At 31.8% G+C, this 20607-nt stretch carries 19 protein-coding genes; 10 read left to right on the top strand and 9 right to left on the bottom strand.

Annotated features, from left to right (window positions below; translation table 11 throughout):
- The first annotated feature begins 35 nt into the window (after positions 1 to 35).
- The 3 genes from EOV51_RS08045 to EOV51_RS08055 all read left to right on the top strand — a co-directional run bounded on the left by EOV51_RS08045 (position 36) and on the right by EOV51_RS08055 (position 5922).
- Positions 36 to 1700 carry a M23 family metallopeptidase gene (locus tag EOV51_RS08045; RefSeq protein WP_128151651.1) on the top strand — a complete coding sequence of 555 codons (1665 nt, stop codon included), beginning with the start codon at positions 36 to 38 and terminating at the stop codon, positions 1698 to 1700.
- Positions 1663 to 4128 (top strand): TonB-dependent receptor, encoded by a 2466-nt coding sequence (locus EOV51_RS08050; protein ID WP_228427599.1) that lies wholly within the window; start codon positions 1663 to 1665, stop codon positions 4126 to 4128. The genes EOV51_RS08045 and EOV51_RS08050 overlap by 38 nt, the downstream gene beginning before the upstream one ends.
- Positions 4129 to 4227: 99 nt before the next feature.
- Complete coding sequence (locus EOV51_RS08055) at positions 4228 to 5922, top strand: formate--tetrahydrofolate ligase (RefSeq protein WP_228427600.1); 1695 nt, start codon at positions 4228 to 4230, stop codon at positions 5920 to 5922.
- A gap of 47 nt (positions 5923 to 5969) precedes the next feature.
- Here EOV51_RS08055 and EOV51_RS14960 read toward each other — a convergent pair whose 3' ends face one another.
- The 3 genes from EOV51_RS14960 to EOV51_RS14965 form a co-directional block, all read right to left on the bottom strand.
- Complete coding sequence (locus EOV51_RS14960) at positions 5970 to 6206, bottom strand: cysteine-rich CWC family protein (protein WP_128153324.1); 237 nt, start codon at positions 6204 to 6206, stop codon at positions 5970 to 5972.
- Between the two features lie 107 nt (positions 6207 to 6313).
- Positions 6314 to 6658, bottom strand: a complete 345-nt coding sequence (locus EOV51_RS08065) for a GNAT family N-acetyltransferase (protein ID WP_228427601.1) — start codon at positions 6656 to 6658, stop codon at positions 6314 to 6316.
- Between the two features lie 159 nt (positions 6659 to 6817).
- Positions 6818 to 7252 (bottom strand): MarR family winged helix-turn-helix transcriptional regulator, encoded by a 435-nt coding sequence (locus tag EOV51_RS14965; RefSeq protein WP_164875268.1) that lies wholly within the window; start codon positions 7250 to 7252, stop codon positions 6818 to 6820.
- Positions 7253 to 7428: 176 nt separating this feature from the next.
- On the opposite strand from EOV51_RS14965, the gene dgt reads away from it, so the two are divergent.
- Together dgt and EOV51_RS08080 are read left to right on the top strand one after the other, a co-directional pair.
- The gene (gene dgt / locus EOV51_RS08075; RefSeq protein ID WP_128151656.1) at positions 7429 to 8802 is read left to right on the top strand and encodes a dGTP triphosphohydrolase; all 1374 of its coding nucleotides are present in this window, start codon (positions 7429 to 7431) and stop codon (positions 8800 to 8802) included.
- A 66-nt stretch (positions 8803 to 8868) separates the two neighbouring features.
- Positions 8869 to 11016 (top strand): endonuclease MutS2, encoded by a 2148-nt coding sequence (locus tag EOV51_RS08080; protein WP_128151658.1) that lies wholly within the window; start codon positions 8869 to 8871, stop codon positions 11014 to 11016.
- Here the strand turns inward: EOV51_RS08080 and EOV51_RS08085 are convergent.
- The 5 genes from EOV51_RS08085 to EOV51_RS08105 form a co-directional block, all read right to left on the bottom strand.
- Positions 11013 to 11375, bottom strand: a complete 363-nt coding sequence (locus EOV51_RS08085) for a DUF4260 domain-containing protein (protein WP_128151660.1) — start codon at positions 11373 to 11375, stop codon at positions 11013 to 11015. The genes EOV51_RS08080 and EOV51_RS08085 overlap by 4 nt on opposite strands.
- 456 nt (positions 11376 to 11831) lie before the next feature.
- On the bottom strand, positions 11832 to 12233 hold the full coding sequence (locus tag EOV51_RS08090; RefSeq protein ID WP_128151662.1) for a thiol-disulfide oxidoreductase DCC family protein: 402 nt from the start codon (positions 12231 to 12233) through the stop codon (positions 11832 to 11834).
- The gene (locus EOV51_RS08095) at positions 12230 to 12862 is read right to left on the bottom strand and encodes an acyl carrier protein phosphodiesterase (protein ID WP_128151664.1); all 633 of its coding nucleotides are present in this window, start codon (positions 12860 to 12862) and stop codon (positions 12230 to 12232) included. The genes EOV51_RS08090 and EOV51_RS08095 overlap by 4 nt, the downstream gene beginning before the upstream one ends.
- Positions 12863 to 12892: 30 nt before the next feature.
- On the bottom strand, positions 12893 to 14275 hold the full coding sequence (locus tag EOV51_RS08100) for a tetratricopeptide repeat protein (RefSeq protein WP_128151666.1): 1383 nt from the start codon (positions 14273 to 14275) through the stop codon (positions 12893 to 12895).
- A 116-nt stretch (positions 14276 to 14391) separates the two neighbouring features.
- A complete protein-coding gene (locus EOV51_RS08105; RefSeq protein WP_128151668.1) occupies positions 14392 to 15087 on the bottom strand; it encodes a biotin--[acetyl-CoA-carboxylase] ligase in 696 nt (231 codons plus the stop codon).
- A 116-nt stretch (positions 15088 to 15203) separates the two neighbouring features.
- Here EOV51_RS08105 and rsfS point away from each other — a divergent pair, with 116 nt between their 5' ends.
- From rsfS to EOV51_RS08130, 5 genes are all read left to right on the top strand, one after another.
- Entirely contained in the window at positions 15204 to 15575 is a 372-nt protein-coding gene (gene rsfS, locus EOV51_RS08110; RefSeq protein ID WP_128151670.1) for a ribosome silencing factor, read from the top strand.
- Positions 15576 to 15616: 41 nt separating this feature from the next.
- A complete protein-coding gene (ftsH, locus tag EOV51_RS08115) occupies positions 15617 to 17596 on the top strand; it encodes an ATP-dependent zinc metalloprotease FtsH (RefSeq protein ID WP_394343655.1) in 1980 nt (659 codons plus the stop codon).
- 110 nt (positions 17597 to 17706) lie between these two features.
- Positions 17707 to 18273 (top strand): hypothetical protein, encoded by a 567-nt coding sequence (locus EOV51_RS08120; protein WP_128151672.1) that lies wholly within the window; start codon positions 17707 to 17709, stop codon positions 18271 to 18273.
- Between the two features lie 10 nt (positions 18274 to 18283).
- On the top strand, positions 18284 to 19147 hold the full coding sequence (locus EOV51_RS08125) for a phosphatidate cytidylyltransferase (protein ID WP_128151674.1): 864 nt from the start codon (positions 18284 to 18286) through the stop codon (positions 19145 to 19147).
- Entirely contained in the window at positions 19144 to 19797 is a 654-nt protein-coding gene (locus EOV51_RS08130) for a phosphatidylserine decarboxylase family protein (RefSeq protein WP_128151676.1), read from the top strand. Before EOV51_RS08125 ends, EOV51_RS08130 begins: the two co-directional genes overlap by 4 nt.
- Before the next feature lie 9 nt (positions 19798 to 19806).
- On the opposite strand, the gene EOV51_RS08135 is transcribed toward EOV51_RS08130, so the two are convergent.
- The gene (locus EOV51_RS08135; RefSeq protein ID WP_128151678.1) at positions 19807 to 20550 is read right to left on the bottom strand and encodes a hypothetical protein; all 744 of its coding nucleotides are present in this window, start codon (positions 20548 to 20550) and stop codon (positions 19807 to 19809) included.
- Positions 20551 to 20607 lie beyond the last annotated feature (57 nt).

Genomic DNA, 20607 nt, shown 5'->3' on the forward strand with positions numbered 1-20607 from the left:
TTTGAAGAACTTAAGAAAATGCTTAAAGTTTGCAAATGAAAAAAATAGTTATTATATCTCTTTGGTTTACGTGTCTGCTACCTGCACAGGATTATCCAAAAGATTTTATTTCCCCTTTACAAATTCCAATCACTCTTTCAGCTAATTATGCGGAATTGAGAAAAAATCATTTTCATGCAGGACTTGACATGAGAACCCAGCAGCGAACAGGTTTAAAAGTAGTTGCTCCACAAAAAGGATATATATCTAGAATCAAAATTTCTGCCTATGGTTACGGAAAAGCAGTTTATATTGATCATCCTAATGGCTATACTACGGTATACGGGCATTTGAGCTCATTAGCAGATAAAATTGAAGAAAAAGCCAGAGAAGAACAATACAAACAAAAAAGTTACTCCATAGATTTATATTTAAAACCGGGAGAATTATCTGTTGCCCAGGGGGAACTTATAGCTTTAAGCGGCAATACGGGAGGTTCCGGAGGCCCTCACCTTCATTTTGAAGTAAGAGATACTAAAACAGAAGAGGTGCTTAACCCTTTTTTATTTGGTTTTAACATTCCTGATACTGTTAAACCTAAAATTAACGGAGTATGGATATATCCTATCACAGGAGAAGTTGACGGGAATTATAGTAAACGAGCGGTTACCGAAGGAGGCACTTATTCGGCAAGCGGAGCCGTAGGGTTTGGAGTAAAAGCTTATGATCAGCAGAGCGGTTCAGCGAACCTAAACGGAATTTATTCTATAAAAACCTATGCAAATGAGGTATTGCTGTCAACATTTAAAGCAGATAAACATTCCTTTGATGAAACAAGGGCAATAAATGCTACTATAGACTATCCGGAACAAGTTTCAAAAAATAGCTGGATATACCGGACCTATCTTCTTCCGGGAAATTCTCTTCAAATGTATGAACAAAGTACAAACAGAGGAATTTTAGAATTAAAACCCGGAATTGACTATACTATTAAAATTGAAGTGGGAGATTATGCAGGAAATATAAGTACACGTAAATTTACAGTAAAAGGACTTAAATATGACGGTTTACCGGATGTAGACAATGAAAGCTCGAAAAATAACCGGGTTGACTTTACAAAATCTTTTTCAATAAAAAAGGATGGTGTGACCGCAACATTTGAAACTCATTCGTTTTATGAAAATTTTATATTTGACTTTAAAAAACTTGCGGGTAACAAATATCAATTACATAATAACTCAGTTCCTGTGCACAAAAAATACGAAATGAGCATAGTTCCGGACTGGACAGTTTTAGATCAAAATCAAGCAGAACATTACGTAATATTTAGACAACCTAATTTTGGCTCTGGCAAATCTGAATATCTTGATACCACCTATAAAAATGGTATTTACTATGCCAATCCTAAAGACTTAGGAATATTTACACTAATTTTGGATAATACTGCCCCGCAGATATCTTGTCCTTCCTTGGCAAAATCTGACAAAATAGGAAAACGGCTGGCCTTTTTTATAAAAGATAGCCAGTCGGGAATCAATACTTACGATGTTTTTATAGATGATCAGTGGATTTTGGCAGAATATGAATATAAACAAAATTCTCTATTTATACCCGATCTTTCCAAAGAAGGTATTCAACCGGGAACTCATAAGGTAAAAGTACGTGTGACAGATAATGCTAATAATGAACAAACTTATACAACCCATTTTGAAAAATTATAAATTCATTCAGGTTTTTATTCTTGTAATGCTTTCAACAATACTTGGAGCGCAAAGTATAACTATTTCCGGAATCGTAAAAGATTCGGAAGGAAAGGCCATCAACAAGGCGAAGATATCTGTAACGTCAAATAAATATACCTTGTCGGATGAGTTAGGGAATTATTCTATTTCTGTGCCCAAAAATACGCAGGTTAATTTAATTGTCAAGCACTCAGACTTTTCTCCGGATATTATTAAAGTGCCTGCATCTCCTGAGAATTTGCGTAAAGATATCATCCTGAAAACCTTTTCAGAAAAAGAACTTCCAGAAATAACCTTTACAGGTACACGAAAATCAGGAGATTTGACCTCGGTACAAATTGATAGAAAAAATATTCAAAATATGCCCAATCTGGGATCTGGTGTGGAAGGCATCTTAAACACTTTTGCCGTAAGTACAGCCAGCGAACTGAGCTCTTTATATAGAGTAAGGGGAGGAAATTATGATGAGAACCTCGTATACATAAACGGTGTGGAAATTTACAGGCCATTAACCATAAGAAACGGACAACAGGAAGGGATGAGCATTATCAATCCGGATATGGTATCCACCATAAATTTTTCTGCTGGAGGTTTTGAAGCCAGATATGGCGATAAAATGTCAAGTGTACTAGATATTAATTACAGACGGCCCAAAAAGATGGAAACTTCTTTGGAAGCAAGCCTTTTGGGAGGAAGTTTAACGTTTGGATTTGCAGATAAAAAAGATATAAAAGAGCAAAAATTTAACGGATTGGTAGGTGCACGTTATCGAAATACAAACTTAATACTGAATACTTTGAGCGGAGATACTAATTTTAACCCTCAGTATTTTGATATTCAGACTTTTTTGCAATATAAAGTATCGAAGCAATGGAATATCTCTTTTTTAGGAAATTATTCATCTAATGATTACGAGATGATACCTAAATCACGGGAGGTTGAATTCGGAACACTCAATCAGCCCATCAAGTTAAACGTAGCCTATAAAGGAAAAGAAAAGGATAAATATCGGACTATGAATGGGACTCTAGCGTTCCAGTTCAGGCCTTCTGATGCATGGACATTAAGTCTGGACGGATATGCATTTCATTCAAAAGAAGAAGAAGCTTTTGATATAGCCTCTGCTTACATATTGCATACAGTTGATCAGGAAACCGGAGGTGCTATTAGTACATTTGGTTCCGGAGGGCAGTTGGATCATGGAAGAAATAATTTAGATATGCTCGTTGCCGGTACACAGTTAAAGGCAAAATATAAACTTAATATAAATTCAACCTTTGAAGCAGGCTTGCAATATCAGGCAGAAGATATCAGAAACTTAAAAAACGAATGGCAGCTGATAGACTCTCTAGGCTACTCTATTCCAAAGCAGATTCCTGATCCGGGAAACCTTAATGAATCTGATTTGGTTCTTAATTATAGAATAGGAGCAAACAACGAGTTAAAGTCAAACAGGTTTAATGGTTATTTACAATATACTACCAAATTTATGTGGAATACTACACGTGTACTAGTTAATGCAGGTATAAGAGCCACTCATTGGGATTATAATCAGGAAACCAATTGGAGTCCAAGAGCTCAAATAGCAGTAAAACCTGACTGGAAATTAGATATGCTTTTCCGATTTGCTACCGGTTTGTATTATCAACCTCCTTTTTATAAAGAAGCTCTCAGACTGGATGGTTCTTTAAATAAAAATATAAAATCACAACGTTCCCTTCATTTTGTTTTAGGGAATGACTTTGAATTTAAAATGTTTAATAACCGCCCTTTCAAATTGACCACGGAACTATATTATAAAAAGCTGGATGATCTTATTCCATACTTTGTAGATAATGTAAGGATTATCTATACAGGAGAAAATAACTCTAAAGGATATGCCTACGGTATTGATGCTCGATTAAACGGAGAATTTGTTCCTGGAGCAGAATCATGGCTTTCCGTTTCATATGGAAAAACAGAGGAAAATATAGATGGACGGGGATATATTCCTAGACCTACTGATCCTAGATTTAAGGTAGGGCTGTATTTTCAGGATTATATGAAAAAATACCCTCAGTTAAAAGCCAGCGTCAATCTGGTTTATGCTTCGGGACTGCCCAATGGTGCCCCTTTATTTACAGATCCATACAGTTATCAAAGCACATTATCTGCTTATAAACGTGCAGACGTTGGTCTTACTTATGTGTTTGTAGATCAAAAGCTGAATAAACCCAGTAAAGGAAGCAAATGGAATAAGTGGGATGAACTGTCTTTAGGGGTGGAAATCTTTAATGTTTTTGATGTACGCAACACTATCAGCAATCAATGGATTCGGGATTTAAATACTGAAAGAACTCTCTATTATGCCGTACCCAATAAATTAACGGGGAGATTTTTTAATCTGAAATTAAATGCCCGATTTTAATCCGCTCGTTAAGCTGTGGGCATTAAATAAGATGATAAATCTCAGAAAAACCAAAACAGATAAAATCAGTATATTTGAATAGCATCATTTGAAAAAATAATGAATACAAAAGATAATAAGAACAAGATTCCCTCAGATATTGAAATAGCACGGGATACAATTTTAAAACCGGTAACTGAAATTGCAGAATCCATAAATTTACCGGTAGAGCAACTGATTTCGTATGGTAAATATATGGCAAAAGTTCCTTGGGAACTTAAGTCAGATAAAAAAATAAAACAGTCAAAATTAATATTGGTAACCTCCATTACTCCAACGAAGGCAGGCATTGGAAAAACAACAGTATCAATAGGATTAGCATTAGGTCTTTCCCAAATAGGGGAAAAGGCTGTGGTAGCATTAAGAGAACCTTCTTTGGGACCATGCTTCGGAATGAAAGGAGGAGCTGCAGGAGGAGGATATGCGCAAGTACTTCCCATGGAAAATATCAATCTTCATTTTACCGGAGATTTTCATGCGGTCACCTCTGCTCATAATATGATAACTGCTTTGCTGGATAATTATAATTATCAACACCGAGGAACTGGAGAAGTATTAAAAGAGGTGTTATGGAAAAGAGTTCTGGACGTTAACGACAGAGCTCTTAGAAATATTGTTACCGGTTTAGGAGGGGCATCAAATGGAGTTCCTCAGGAATCCGGGTTTGATATTACGCCTGCATCTGAAATTATGGCTATTTTATGTTTAGCCAACGATATCGAAGACCTTAGAAGGCGTATTGAAAACATTTTGTTAGGATATAGAGCAGATGGAAGGATGTTTACAGTTAAAGATTTAGGAGTTGCAGGAGCTATCACGGTACTTTTAAAAGATGCATTAAATCCTAATTTAGTACAAACTACTGAAAATACAGCTTCTTTTGTTCATGGAGGGCCATTCGCAAATATTGCTCATGGATGCAATTCTGTAATTGCTACTCAGATGGCTATGAGCTATGGAGATTATGTGATCACGGAAGCTGGTTTCGGAGCGGATTTGGGAGCAGAAAAATTTTTTGATATCAAATGCAGAAAATCCGGACTAAGTCCCAAACTCACAGTCTTGGTTGCTACAGGTCAGGGGCTGAAAATGCACGGTGGAGTCCCTCTGCAAAATATAAAAGAGGAAAATATTGTTGGCATGATCCAGGGACTGGAAAACTTAAAAAAACATATTGAAAATTTACAATTGTTCGGACAGTCTGTTATTGTGGCTTTTAACCGATATCAAACCGATACTGAACAGGAAATAGCTATTATTAAAGAATTTTGTACAAAAAGAAATATTGGCTTTGCAATTAATAATTCTTATTCAGAAGGAGGAAAAGGAGCTAAAGAGTTAGCCGAATTAGTTGTAAAAACTATCGATAAGCATCCTTCGGGAGCTATCAACTTTATGTATCCTGATGAAGATTCCATTCAGGAAAAAATAACCAAGGTAGCAAAAAATATTTATGGAGCTTCAACGGTTTCATTTCATAAAGAGGCGATGAAAAAAATTAAAAAAATTCAGGAATCAGATATGCAGACTTTTCCCGTATGTATTGCAAAGACTCAATATTCTTTTTCTTCAGATCCGCAAGCCTTCGGTGTTAGTAAAGGATTTAATTTTCAAATCAATGATATAGTAATTAATCGCGGAGCTGAATTTATTGTGGCTATAGCAGGAGATATTATGAGAATGCCGGGTCTTCCGAAAACTCCTCAAGCATTAAAAATTGATTTAATAAACGGTCAAATTGAGGGATTAAGTTAAGAGTATCATGTGGACGTTGACAAATCGAGTTTTTATAACTTTTGTTGTTAACTAAACAGGCTGCTAATTTTTTTTAGTTTCTCCTTAAATACATTGTAATGATAGTGTGCTTTTAAGTCATGCAAACAGGAAATGCACAAACAATCTTCATATAATTTTTGTATGTAATCTCTTTCATCATGATTGAGTTGTATGCGAGAACATTGACAAAGCTCTGGTGAACCGACTTTACATTCAAAAGGTTTGTTACATTTCGGACATATTTTAATTTCATGTTTAGCCATCTTTATGAATATTTCGATCAAATTATTAAATGTAGTTTTTTTATAATTAAAATGCTAGTAGAAAGAAAACGGATTAATACTGATATTATTAAATTGTTTTGAGCTAATTAATTATTTTTTATTTCATTTTCTAGGATTAAATCATGTCGTTGTTCAATAAGAGATTTACCAAAATCATTTGAAAATTTTTCTTCAGTTAATTTAAAACCAAATTTTTTATATAATTTATGAGCTGAATTCAATTCATGGGTTGTCCAAAGGTAAATTGAATTATAACCACATTTATGAGCAAAGTCAATCAGCAAATTCATCAGTTTATTACCTAAGCCTATTCCTCTCCACTCAGGTTCAAGATAAAAATAACGAAGTTGCGATGTTTTATTAGATCTGTGCATTAGTAATATGGAACCTATAATATTATTATCAGACTCGCAGAACCAAATTCGATCCAATGCCGGATCATAATTTTGAGAAAATTCATAAAGTCATGATCCAACATAAGTCTCAAATGATAAGCCATAATTATATTCTTTATTGTACAATATACCATGCCTATACATGATATAACCGTTTTATATCAGTTCTTATTAAGATATTGTTTGATTCTTTCATTACTTTATTTTTAAAAGTATATTTTGAATATTTTCCATATTTTTGGTGAGCATGCAAATATCCTGCTCATCTAAATTAGATAAGAATGACATAATTTGGAGTTCACTTGCTTGATTTAATTTAGAAAATTCTAATTTTCCTTTTTGAGTTAATGATAACTTGTAGGTTCTGCCATCTGTAATATCAATTTCTTTTTTTAAAATTCCTAATTTGTCAAACTTTAAGAGTATTCGGCTTAAGTATCCTTTGTCCATACGCAACATTTCTCTGATTTGTTTTGCAGTAATATAAGTGGTACAATTTATTTCAAACAATACACGGACCTCTTGTAATGTATAATTACTATAAATTAGATTATTATTTAGATGTCCTATGAATCCGGTATAAAATCTATTGAAACTTCTAATTTTATCTATGCTACTATTATTTTTCACTTGGTAAATATATGTATATATAGTTGATAAAGTCAACTATATATTGAATATTATTAAAGGTAATTTATCTTTAATTCATTAGCTTTTTTTATTAAAAAAATGAGTGATTAATAATTATATTAAGCTATAATATAAATATTTTATAAATTCTTACCTTTGAGCCATACTAGGATATAATGGATTTGAATAAATTATTTTCGGATAAACGTACCGGAACTCAATATAAATCAACAAATAAAAAATCTGATCCGCGAAGTGAATATCAAAGAGATTTTGACCGGGTTATATTTTCAACCTCTTTTCGCAGATTACAAAATAAAACTCAGGTTTTTCCTTTACCCGGGAGTGTTTTCGTACATAACCGATTAACGCATTCACTGGAAGTAGCCTCTGTGGGTCGTTCTTTAGGAAGTGAAATAGGAACCTATTTGTCTGAAGCCTATGCGTCAGATATGTCTAAAGAAACTCAGGAGCTTTTTAAACACAGTTTATATAATGTTATCTCTACCGGCTGCTTATGCCATGATATCGGTAATCCGGCATTCGGACATTCCGGTGAAGATGCAATAGCCAGCTATTTTTACAGAAATGAGGATGAACTGAAAACTCATTTTTCTGATCATGAATGGCAGGACTTTATTAATTTTGAAGGAAATGCGAATGCTATACGTGTCCTGACTCAGCAACAAAACGGAAAATCAGAAGGAGGAATTATGCTGACTTATTCAACACTTGCATCCATAGCCAAATATCCGTGCGAATCAACCGCTAAAAATAAAAAAATACTGCACCGAAAAAAATTCGGATTTTTTCAGACGGAAAAAAATACTTTTTTAGATATAGCCAGAGAAACCTCCATGCTGAAAGAGCAGGAAAATCCAATTATCTACCGCAGACACCCTTTTGTATGGCTGGTAGAAACGGCAGATGATATTTGTTATAATATTATAGATTTAGAAGACGCTCAAAGGCTTGGTTTCATAAATTCACAAACCTGTGAAGAGTTGCTCCAGCAAATCATTACCGAAATGCAGGGAGCTGAAAAATGGGAAAGAGTGAGCAGGAAATTATTGGGTATTGAAGATAAAAATGACCGTATTTCTTTTTTACGGGCGGTTTGTATTGGAACACTTATTGGCAGATCTATTGAACTCTATAAACATAATTTTGAGAAAATTATAGCAGGAACATTAGAAGTATCCATTTTTGATCAAATCAAGAATGAATGTCAGGCAATTAAAATTATAGAAGATTTTTCCGTTGAGCATATTTATAATCACCGTTCTGTTGTACAAATTGAAAATGCCGGTTATAATGTTATGTATGAATTATTAAATCATTTTATTCCTCCGGTTATTAAAGAGAAAGAAAGCCGTAAGGAATTTGAAAAAAAAGCTATAAAACTGATTCCCCGTCAGTATTTATATGAAGAAAAATCCGAATATGAAAGAGTCCTGGGAGTGTTGGACTTTGTTTCTGGAATGACTGATAATTACGCTACCGATTTATACCGCAAAATCAAGGGGATTGATATAGGAATGACATTATAATATTTATAAGCAGAAATTAGTTATTTTTGCATTTGAAAAAACAGTATAACACGGAGATAGGGAGACATGCAGATATCAGGTGACACATTAAAAGAATTAGAATACCAGAAAATACTAGAAGAAATAGTACCTTTTTGTCATTCGGAAAAAGCTAAAGAGGTAATTAGAAATCTTCGTCCGCTCAAAAAAGATAGTATAAAAGAAAATCTTTATTGCGTTAATGAGTATTTGGGAAGTTTTAGTAATGAAAACAGAATTCCATTCAGGGAATATGATGATATTGAAACAGAGCTTAAAATGCTTTTAATTGAAAATTTTACACTTGAGGCACGTTCTTTTCATAAAATCAGAAATTTATCTCAATTGATAAATTCACTGATTGTTCACTTCGAAAAATTTAAAGATTATTTTCCTACCTTACACAAACAACTTTCTCATGTTGAATTTACCAAAGAGATTATACTTTTGGTGAATAAGGTATTTAATCGTTTTGGGGAAGTGAAAAATGATGCAACCCTCACTCTTCAAAACCTAAGAGAGCAAATGCAGCTGGTTAGAAAGGCTATTCAGGAAAATTTTGATAAAACCGTTACTCATTTTTCTCAAACCGGTGTATTAGATGAAATAAGGGAAAGTGTTGTAGACGATCAACGGGTATTGGCTGTAAAATCCTCTTTAAAAAAATCAGTTAAAGGTAGAGTGTTAGGTTTTTCTAAAACCGGATCCATCTGTTTTATCTTGCCGGAATCTGTAATTCAGCCAAATGTAAGATTATTAGAATTGCTTAGTCAGGAAAAAAAAGAAATTGAAAAAATACTATTTGATCTTACTCAAAAAATTCTTGAATTCTACCCTTTATTGGAAAAGTATCAGGCATATATTTATGAGCTTGATGTTATTCACGCAAAAGCCAGATATGCAGATGAACTGAATGCTATATTACCGGAAATTACTACTAAGCAGGAAATTTATATTATTGATGCCTATCATCCTATTTTATACTTGACGAATAAGAGAGAGAAAAAGTCTACGATTCCTCAGACTCTTGCTTTGGATGAAAACACCCGTATTATATGTATTTCAGGCCCTAATGCCGGAGGAAAAAGTATTACATTAAAGACTGTGGGTTTGGTGCAACTTATGATTCAAAGCGGAATATTAGTCCCTGTACATCCTAAATCCAGGATAGGTTTTTTTAATAAAATTCTTACTGATATAGGGGATAATCAATCTATAGAGAATCAGTTAAGTACGTATAGTTCCCGATTAAGAAAGATGCAACAGATAATTAAGCAGTCTGATCATCAAACCTTATTATTGATTGATGAATTTGGAACAGGTTCTGATCCCGAATTGGGTGGAGCTTTGGCTGAATCTTTCCTTGAATATTTTTATGAAACACAATCCTACGGTATTATAACTACACATTACACCAATATTAAATTAAGGATCGAAGAACTGACACATACCCGCAATGCTTCCATGTTATTTAATGAGAAAAGCCTTCAGCCTATTTACAAATTGGAGATAGGACAGGTAGGAAGTTCTTTTACTTTTGAAGTGGCTGAAAAAAATAAAATTCCTAAAGAAATAATTCAGAACGCTCGTGAAAAAATTGAAAAAGATAAAGTAAATCTGGATAAAACTATTGTGCGTCTGCAACAGGAAAAATATCAGGTAGAAAAGCTGAAAGGAGATTTAAATAAACAGATTGACCATTCCGAAGAAAAAACAAAGGAACTTTCCAATACTATAAACAGCTATAAACAAAAGTTAGTGAATTTTCAGAAATTATATGACGAGGAAACACGGTATAATCAGCTGGGACAACGATTTGAAAAGTATATAGAAGGATATTCCAAAGGAAAAAGTAAAAAGGATATTATTAAAGATTTTACTAAATTTCTGGAGCAGGAAAAATACAAAAAAACACAGGTAACGGAGGTTGAAAAAATTCAGACTAAAAAACAACGGAATAAGGTAAAGTCTGAGCTGAAAAAAGAAGAAATTAAAGAACAGCTGGAAGAAACTAAGGCTGAAGAAATTCGTACTACAGTAGACAGGGCCAGCCAATGGATGAAGGAAGGTAAAAGGGTTAAAATTAAAGGAAGCTCGAGTGCTGCAACCATTGACAAGATTGAGGGTGAAACTGCTTTTCTAAATTATGGTCTGTTTACTACTAAAATCTCTGTTTATGAAATTGAAAAAATCTAATGATTTTTTATCTTTCCTATTCTGCCTAAATTTGTATACGAAAAGCCTTTAAAATATTTTAATCCGTAACCGAAAAAACGATCCATACAGGAATGTGAATATAGTACTATTCCTACAAGTTCCATCTCGGAAATATTACTATAAACTCCTCCCAGATAAATTAATATAGCAATACCTTTATGATGAAAAATATTATAAAGTACAGCTCCGGTTTTAGCATTTTTTAGATAGCCAATCATAGATAAATCAGGAAGTAAAAGTACTAAGGAAAATATCCAACCGGAATATCCGGTCAATGAAAACAAATAGATACCTAAACCGAACTGAGCAAGTTCTTCTGCTTTTAAAAGATTTTTCATTTAGATATTTTAAAACAAATCTAATAAAAACTTATAATATTTCTTAGTTCTTTAGAAAAAATGCACATAGTATATATAGGATTATTAATTTTTAAAAATTTCAAATTTAACCTCCGTAATTCTTATTTCTATAACTTAATCTTTTTAGATAAGATAAAACTGATTTTAAGCATATATTGTTTTAGTTAATTGTTTTTCGGTTTGTATAAATAGTTTTCTTTATAAAAAATATTATTTTAAATTTTATTGATAATTATTTATATAGAATATTTTAAATAAATTATTTTGGAGAAAGAGTTTATTTCTTGTTAGCTGTGCTGCTAAAAAAAATGAAACGTTCTTAAATATTTAGAAATAAAAAAGTGAAAAGCTATAGTGAGAATATGTATAGTATTTAAAATATAGAGAGATATAAACAACCGATTAATACGAAAAAAGTATTAAAAAAGTACATTACTATGGCAAAAATCTGTCTTTTGATTCCGGAGTAGGAATCATACAACTTTCTTTCTTTCCAAACCAACGATATCTGTTATTGGCTATAAGACTATATCCCCAATCTCTGATAAATGAAGGTAAGATGTATAATACTTGAGCAAGATTGAAAGGAAAGCCAAGTTTTTGGGCTATCTTTAAAGCGGCTGTGCTTTTAGTATAATAGGCTTGGTTAGGTTCGTAAAATATTATGGAATTAAATTGTTTATCTGAAAGCTCTCTCTCTTGTAAAAACTTTTGTCCGGTTTCAGATTGAAGTGATGCAAATTTAAATTGCTTATTGACATCCTGTTTTATAAGAAACTGAATAGTTGAATTGCATAAATTACAAACTCCGTCAAAAAAAATTATTGAAAAACTCATAAACGTTTCGGACTGTTTCTTTTAATTAATTTTTTATATTCGGGTACCTGTTTAAGAATAAATTCCCTGCAAAATGTCTGAAGTTGCGGATAAAATCGCATAAATTGTCTTTCTATATTTTTTTCCTGTAAGTATATTTCTTTAAGAGAATTACTCATATTAGAATGAAATTTTGATTTTTTACTCAGATTATAAAGAGTCCATTCAATACCTTCAAAAGTTCTGTATTTTTCAAACCAGTCGTCTTGAATAAGTAATTTTAAAATGTCATTAAGACGGGTAGGAAAAAGAAGTTCTTTAGACTGTACTAAATCATAGCAGGATTTTTTAAACTTTTCAAACTCAATATCACAGAATAAATGCCAGTTTTTAATTAAAAAATAGTCATAGACAACGTCAGTAATAATAGGTGCGAACTTACCGTAAGACTCATGAAAAATACTGGTAGTTTCTTTAACTATAGGGTGAAAATCAGTAAAAGAATCAATATTTCTATGAAGTAGAATTCCGGCGGATATAGTGGGAGGATAATTCTGATAATCTTTACCACGAACAATTTCACCCAAAATATTACCGACTTGTATATCCGGTATGTTATACGAAAGCAATTGATGGGCAACTATGTTCATTTTTTCTATTAATTCGACTAAGTATTTGCGTTAGATATTTAAGTTTTTATCAGGGTTTTTTGACTTTCTGCTATCTTTAAGGAAAATCGAATATTTTTCCTGCATTTCTTCTTTAATTGTCGGGTTCAATTTTAATGCCATTTTTAAAAAATGTTCACCTTTATCCAGATTTTTCATAAGGAAATAACAGTTCCCTAATTGGTAATAAAGTTCAGCTCGGTTAAAGTTTTTAAAGCTTTTATGCAATATTTCTGCAGCTTTGGAATATTCTCCTAAACTAATTAATAATTCTGAATAAGCCAGCCAGTTATGAAAATGATTGGGTTCAAGCTCAACAATGATTTCGAATGAATCTGAAGCTTCTTTGTATCTTCCGGACTGAATATTAAGATAGGCGTACTTTTTCCAGTAATTAACATCTTTGGATTCTATATCCAATGCTTTTTTTATATAAAAAAGAGCATCCTCATTGTTGCCCAAAGAATCATGAATATTCGATATTTCAAACCAAGCCTTATCAAACTGAGGGTCTTCTTTAACCGCTTTCTGAAACGAATTTAAAGCCTGAATACTTTTTCGCATTTTGTTAAATGCCTGTCCTATTTTAAAATGAGTAAAGGCAGCAGTATCGTCAAAGTCTAATGAATCCTCATAAGTTTCAATTGCTTTATTCCACTGATTTAGTTTTTCAAAACAAAATGCTTTTTGAGTATAACCGGCAATGCTTTTTTGATTGATTATGATAACATAGTCAAAAGCATAGAGAGCTTTTTCATAACGGTTCAGATTAAGATACTGCAATCCTAACTGAAACCAGGCTTCTTCTGAATATGGATTAATATCTATATATTGTTTAAGAAAAGCAATACATTCTCTGTTTTGATGAAGAACCTCGAAACAATGGATACAAGAGAATAAAGAATACTCATCTTTGCTGTTATATTCCAGAGCTTTTTTATAGGAAGATAAAGCTAGTCCGGGTTCATTGATTTCCAGATATTCATTTCCTAAACAGTTAAAAATATAATCTTCATCTTCTTCATTTTCCAAAGCAAGATTATAAAAATCGATAGCTTTATACGGAAGTTTTCTTAATGACCAGTAACGAGCTGTAGCGATGAGGTAATCAGTATCTGTATAGCAAAGATCTCTTAGCTCCTCGATAAGCGTAAAGGAATTATGTAAATCTTCAATACCTACATAATATTCCAGCTGTTTAATTTTTAAATCTATATTAGCTGGGTATAACGCAAATGCTATATCCAGTGCTTTTAGAGCATATTCATAATCATAAATATCCAGATAGAAAGATATAATTTCACAAAACTCATCAGATTCAAAATAAACCGATTCATTTTTATCAAGCATGTCTTCAAACCTGTTAACTAATTCATTGTCAAAAAAATCTTCCACGAAAAAAAGGTATTGTAATTTTAATTAAAACTATGTAAAGTTAGAAAAAAAAAAATAAATATATATTTTCTGATATTTTACTTATTCACAATAATCTAACATTTATTAATTTCGTATTAATACAAAAATTTTATTTCTTTATTTCTGAATAATTTTGTTCCCATATTTTCAATATTTACACATAATAGACCATCTTTGGTGACTTTTTCGATAATACCATTATGCTGTTTCTGGTTTATGGAAAAAGTCATCACTTTATTTCTGCCAAATAATTTTAAATTATATTTTTCTAAAAGACATTTATTTTCAAATAAAAGAGAGTAGTGTTCTTGAAAATGTAAATATAATTTTTCAGTCAAATTGACAAGGTTGTAATTCTTATTTGTCAGTAAATTAAGTGAAGTTGCACTGCTAAGCGAATCAAAAGTAGATTGCATAATGTTGATGCCTATACCTATAATAAAAGTATCCTGAGTTTTTTCTATAAGTATGCCCGATATTTTTTTCTTCCTGATAATAATGTCATTGGGCCATTTTATACTGGCAGATAATCCAGATTCTTTTTCTAAAAAATCACAGCTAATTAATCCAACCCAGAAACTAAGGTTAATTATTGAGATAAAAGGATCTGAAAGACAAAATGTCAGAGCTATGTTTTTTTCTGGTTCACATATCCATTCAGAATCTCGTTGTCCCTTTCCCCTAAGCTGATTAAAGGTAAATATACCAGAAAAATTCTCCTTAAATTTGTATATATTATTGCGTATATATTCATTTGTTGAGTTAATTTCGTCAAAATACTGTAGTGGCATAAGTTTTGAAATCTTTTTAACAGGTGTTAAAATTATTGAAATAAAATTAAACTAATATGTAAAATGATTATTTTTGCATAACTTAACATAAAAATTATATATAGTAAAAAATATAGATGGCAGAGACACAGATTGACAAAAAAGTTTTATTAGAAAATATAATAAAAGGTATAGAAGAGGTTAAAGGATATGACATAACTGTTTTAGATTTTACGAAATTAGAGAATACAATTACAGATTATTTTGTTGTCTGTACAGGAGGAACAAATACTCAGGTTTCTGCTATTGCTAATTCTGTAGAAAGATTTGTCCGAACACAATTAAGGGAAAAACCATGGCATGTTGAAGGATTAGATAATCAGCAGTGGGTGCTTATGGATTATGTATCAATTGTGGTTCATATTTTTCAGCCTGAGTTTAGAGATTATTATGATTTGGAAAACTTATGGGGGGATGTAGAAGTGACCAGGATTCCCAATGCAGACTAACTAATAAAAAATTAATCCAATAAAAATCAATTTATTAAATCTTGGAAACAAACAACAATAATAATAAAAAGAAAAAGGAAAATAAACCATTTTCATTTAACTGGTTTTACGGTATATTAATCATTTTTGCTGTTTTGTTACTTTCAAATGAATTTTTATTTTCAAGTAACGACGCCAAAATAGATTCAGCAAAATTTTTTACATATCTTGAAAAAGGATATGTAAATAAAGTTGTATTTGTAAATGAGTCCTCAGAGGTCAAAGTTTACCTTACTCCTGAGGCTATGAAAAATCCTGAAGTATATAAAAATAATAATCAGGGAATTGGTATGTTTAGTCAAATGTCTGACAGTCCGCAATATTCATTCATAGCAGGGGATAAACAACTATTTGAAAAAAGATTCAATGAAGATAAAGTCAATTTCAACTTAAAGACTAACTTGGAATTTCAGAATCCAAGTCCTTGGGGAGGAATATTTATACAGCTTTTACTTCCCATATTATTCTTTGCACTAATCTGGTTTTTTCTTTTCAGAAGAATGGCAGGAGGAGGTGCAGGTGGTGGCGGACAAATTTTTAGCATTGGCCGTTCCAAAGCAAAGCTTTTTGATGAAAATGACAATATGAGAGTTACATTTAAAGATGTGGCAGGTCTTGAAGGAGCAAAAGAGGAAGTTGAAGAAATTGTAGACTTTCTTAAAAATCCAAAAAAATACACCAAATTAGGAGGTAAAATTCCGAAAGGTGCTTTACTGGTAGGTCCTCCGGGAACAGGTAAAACCCTTTTAGCCAAAGCAGTGGCAGGAGAAGCTAAAGTTCCATTCTTTTCACTTTCAGGTTCAGATTTCGTTGAAATGTTTGTGGGAGTAGGAGCCTCCAGAGTACGAGATTTGTTCCGTCAGGCTAAAGAAAAATCACCATCAATTATTTTTATTGATGAAATTGATGCCATTGGTAGAGCTCGAGGTAAAAACAATTTTACAGGTTCAAATGATGAACGAGAAAATACTTTAAATCAGTTATTGACTGAAATGGATGGTTTTTCGACCGATGTAAGTGTTATCGTTTTAGCAGCTACTAACCGTGCAGATATATTAGATAAGGCACTGATGCGCCCGGGACGTTTTGATCGTTCAATCTATGTAGATTTGCCTGATTTAAATGAAAGAAAAGAAATTTTTCAGGTTCATTTAAAACCATTAAAACTTGAAGAAGATTTAGATATAGAGTTTTTAGCTAAGCAAACACCAGGTTTTAGTGGTGCTGATATAGCAAACGTATGTAACGAGGCAGCACTTATTGCAGCCAGAAAAGATAAGGATAATGTAGGTAAACAAGATTTCCTTGATGCTGTAGACCGAATTATTGGAGGTCTTGAGAAGAAAAATAAGGTGATAAAACCTCATGAAAAGAAAAGAGTAGCTTTTCATGAAGCCGGACATGCTACAATTAGCTGGATGGTTGAGCATGCAGCTCCGCTTTTGAAAGTTACTATAGTTCCGAGAGGAAGATCATTAGGAGCTGCCTGGTATCTTCCGGAAGAGAGACAACTGACAACTACAGAGCAAATGCAGGATGAGATATGTGCTACTTTAGGTGGAAGAGCAGCTGAAGAAGTTATTTTTGGTAATATTTCTACCGGAGCCTTATCTGATTTAGAAAGAGTGACTAAGCAAGCAAATGCTATGGTTACTATTTATGGATTAAGTGATCAGATAGGGAATATATCTTATTATGATAGTTCAGGTAATGAATATGGGTTTACCAAACCTTATTCAGAAGTAACAGCAGAAACTATAGATAAAGAAATATCAAAAATTATTGAAATTCAATATAAAAGAGCGATTCAGATATTAACAGAAAATAAAGATAAACTTACCAGCTTAGCCAATAAGCTCCTTGAAAAAGAAGTTATATTTAAAGAAGACCTGGAAGAAGTTTTTGGTAAAAGATTGTTTGGTGAAGAAACGTTTTCCGAACAAATAGTTGAGGAAGAAGAAAAAGAGGAAAAAACTGAATAAAGATAATTAAACAGCACAATTGATACTGATTGAGATTCTGTATGTAATTGTGCTGTTTTTTTTATATATTTGAATATAAAATATTTTAGTTTTTAACTTAAAATTAAAGAATGGGATTTCTTGATAAAATATTTGGAAAGAAAAAAAAAGAATATCCTGAGGAACTAGATTTTAATGAAGAAGAAGATGTTGTTTTTACTAAAAGGTTTAAAGAAGGAGGAGGAATGTTTTTTTACTGTGAAACAAAACAAGAAGCCCTTCAGCATCTGCAGGAAGTTTTAATTAATGAAGATATCAGTGAAATATTGTGCGTAGATAAACAATTAATTTCTTTGGTAAACGTATTAGACTGTAATTATACTTCACAATGTTCCGGGAAACAAGATATAGCCTTTATAAACTGTGAATTTTTAGTTGCACTTGATGGCTCAATTATGGTTTCGTCAGATCAAACCCAGTATCTGAAAAAATCCGATATGCCTCAGAAAATTATTGTTTGGGCTCACCCCAATCAAATCATTAGTTCGTCGAGCGCAGGACTTGCTAAAATCAGATTTAATAAAAAAGAAAATATACCTTCAAATATAACCTCAATTCATGGAAATCAGGTACAGGGGTTTAGTAGTTCTTCTACGGCGAAAAAAATATTTTTACTATTAGTTGAAGAAAAATTATAAATAAAATTTTGTGAAAACTTTAATTGTACGGTCTTTATCCGGTTTAGTGTATGTGTTAATAATTTTTCTTTGCACTACTAATTATTTGTCAGATTTACTTTATTTATTTTTAGATATTAAAATTCCATCCTACTATTTTTTATATGGATTGATGAGTTTTTTCTTGTTAGGATGTTTATGGGAAACTACAAGAATGCTTAAATTTTCTTCCATTTTGTATCAGATACTGTCTTTTGGCCTGGCAGGCATCATTTATTATATGTTTTCAAAAGATTTTTTTTGGAATAGTTTTAGTTTTGGTAACCTTTATCTAAAGCATGTTTTAATGTTATTGCTGTTTCTTATGTCAGTTACCACGCTTTTTCGATTTTCAAATGAACTTTCTACAGATAGTGCTAAACTCATTTTTTCAGCCATTTATATAGGTCTCCCTTTTAGTTTTAGTTTAGTTATTCCCAATAGTACCAGTCCGTTAACTCCCGAAATATTTTATGTTTTTCTTCTTATTTGGATCAGCGATACATTTGCATATTTAGTAGGAAGTAAGTTTGGTAAAACCAAGCTGGCACCGAAAATATCACCTAATAAATCAATTGAAGGTTTATTGGGAGGAATTGTTTTTACCTGTATCTCCGGATTTATTATAAATTCAATATATCCTGATTTAAGAGGAAATTGGATAATAATTAGTTTATTAATTGCTATATTTGCCCCAATAGGAGATTTAGCAGAATCAAAGTTAAAACGAATGTTTGGAGTTAAAGATTCCGGAAACCTTATGCCTGGGCATGGAGGTGTTTTAGATCGGTTAGATAGCTTTATATTTTGTATTCCCGCCATATTTGCTTATTATTTAATAATTACCATTTTATGAGATTTCACAGAGAAGGAAAAACTATAATTACTGTAAGTGTTTTATTATTTTTATTAATAAGCGGATTTTCTTACTATTTTATTCATTGCTGGGCGTTATTAATAATAATTCCTTTAGCGGTAATTTTAGGTCTTGTCATTTGGTTCTTTAGGAATCCAATAAGAGAATACGATGCCCAAACTGATGAAATTATTGCACCGGTTGATGGTAAAGTAGTCATTGTTAAAGAAGTTTATGAAAAAGAATTCTTAAAGGCTCAGTGCATACAGGTCTCGGTTTTCATGTCTCCTTTGAATGTACATGTTTGTCGATATCCTGTAACTGGTAAAGTTATATTTAAAAAATATCATCCGGGTAAATTTTTGGTAGCATGGCATGAAAAATCATCTGAATTAAATGAAAGAACTACTGTAGTGGTTGAAAACCCGGGCGGTCAAAAAGTTTTATTCAGACAAATAGCAGGGGCTTTGGCACGAAGAATTGTGATGTATTCTGAAATAGATGATTCAGCAAATGCAGGAAAAGAATTTGGTTTTATAAAATTCGGTTCAAGAATGGATGTTTTTCTTCCATTAGGTACAGAAATTTTAGTTAAAGTAGGTGATGTAATACCTGATGGAGGAAAAAGAGTTATAGCCAGATTAAAATAATAGATTTTTTTAAATAAATTTTGAATGTCGAAAAACATTCTGTTTATTAATTGCCATATTCTCACAGAACCAGCTTACAAGTAATTTTTCAGATTCCTTACGATTGTATGTTTCAGGATTTTTTCTGTTTTTTAAATAGTCTCGAGAAACGGAATATTCAATGATATCTCTAATGGTTTTCTCATTGAAATTACTCTTTATCTTATAAAAATTTTCCATTCCTATTACGCAAATAACAAAAGTAATACATGGAAAACTATAGTATAAATTTCCCAGTTTCATAAAATCGCAAGCAAACCACCAGGGAACAGCAATAAGAAAAGAAATTAATGCGGTAAAAATTAAATAGTTGTCAACAGGAGATTGTAAATGTGTAATAAATTTAATTCCTGTCGAACTTTCTATATCCTTAAGAATTGAGATTCTTTTTTTCGAAGGAATTATTTCATCCAAACACGAATTTGTTACAATAGTTTTATGTTCAATATTAAATTGTTTTGAAAGAGAATTTCTTACCTTATAAAATAAATGTTGGGTAGTGCATTCATCTGAATTTTCTAATTTTATTTTATTGATTATTGCATCTATATATTCACCAAAAGTCATTTCTATTGATAAATCCCCATCTTCAAATTCAATATTGTAACTTTTTTCAACATCTAAAATCCAAAAATGAAGATCTTCAAAATCTATGGTTTTCAACTCATTGCTAAAATCTTGTTCTTTTTGTAAAGATGGTTTGTTTAAATTCATAGTCTCTAATTTATATAAAGTTAAAATATAATTTTCAGATATTGCATTTTTTGCTCT

This window comes from Apibacter raozihei (genome assembly GCF_004014855.1).
In the GTDB taxonomy this organism is placed as follows: Bacteria; Bacteroidota; Bacteroidia; order Flavobacteriales; family Weeksellaceae; genus Apibacter; species Apibacter raozihei.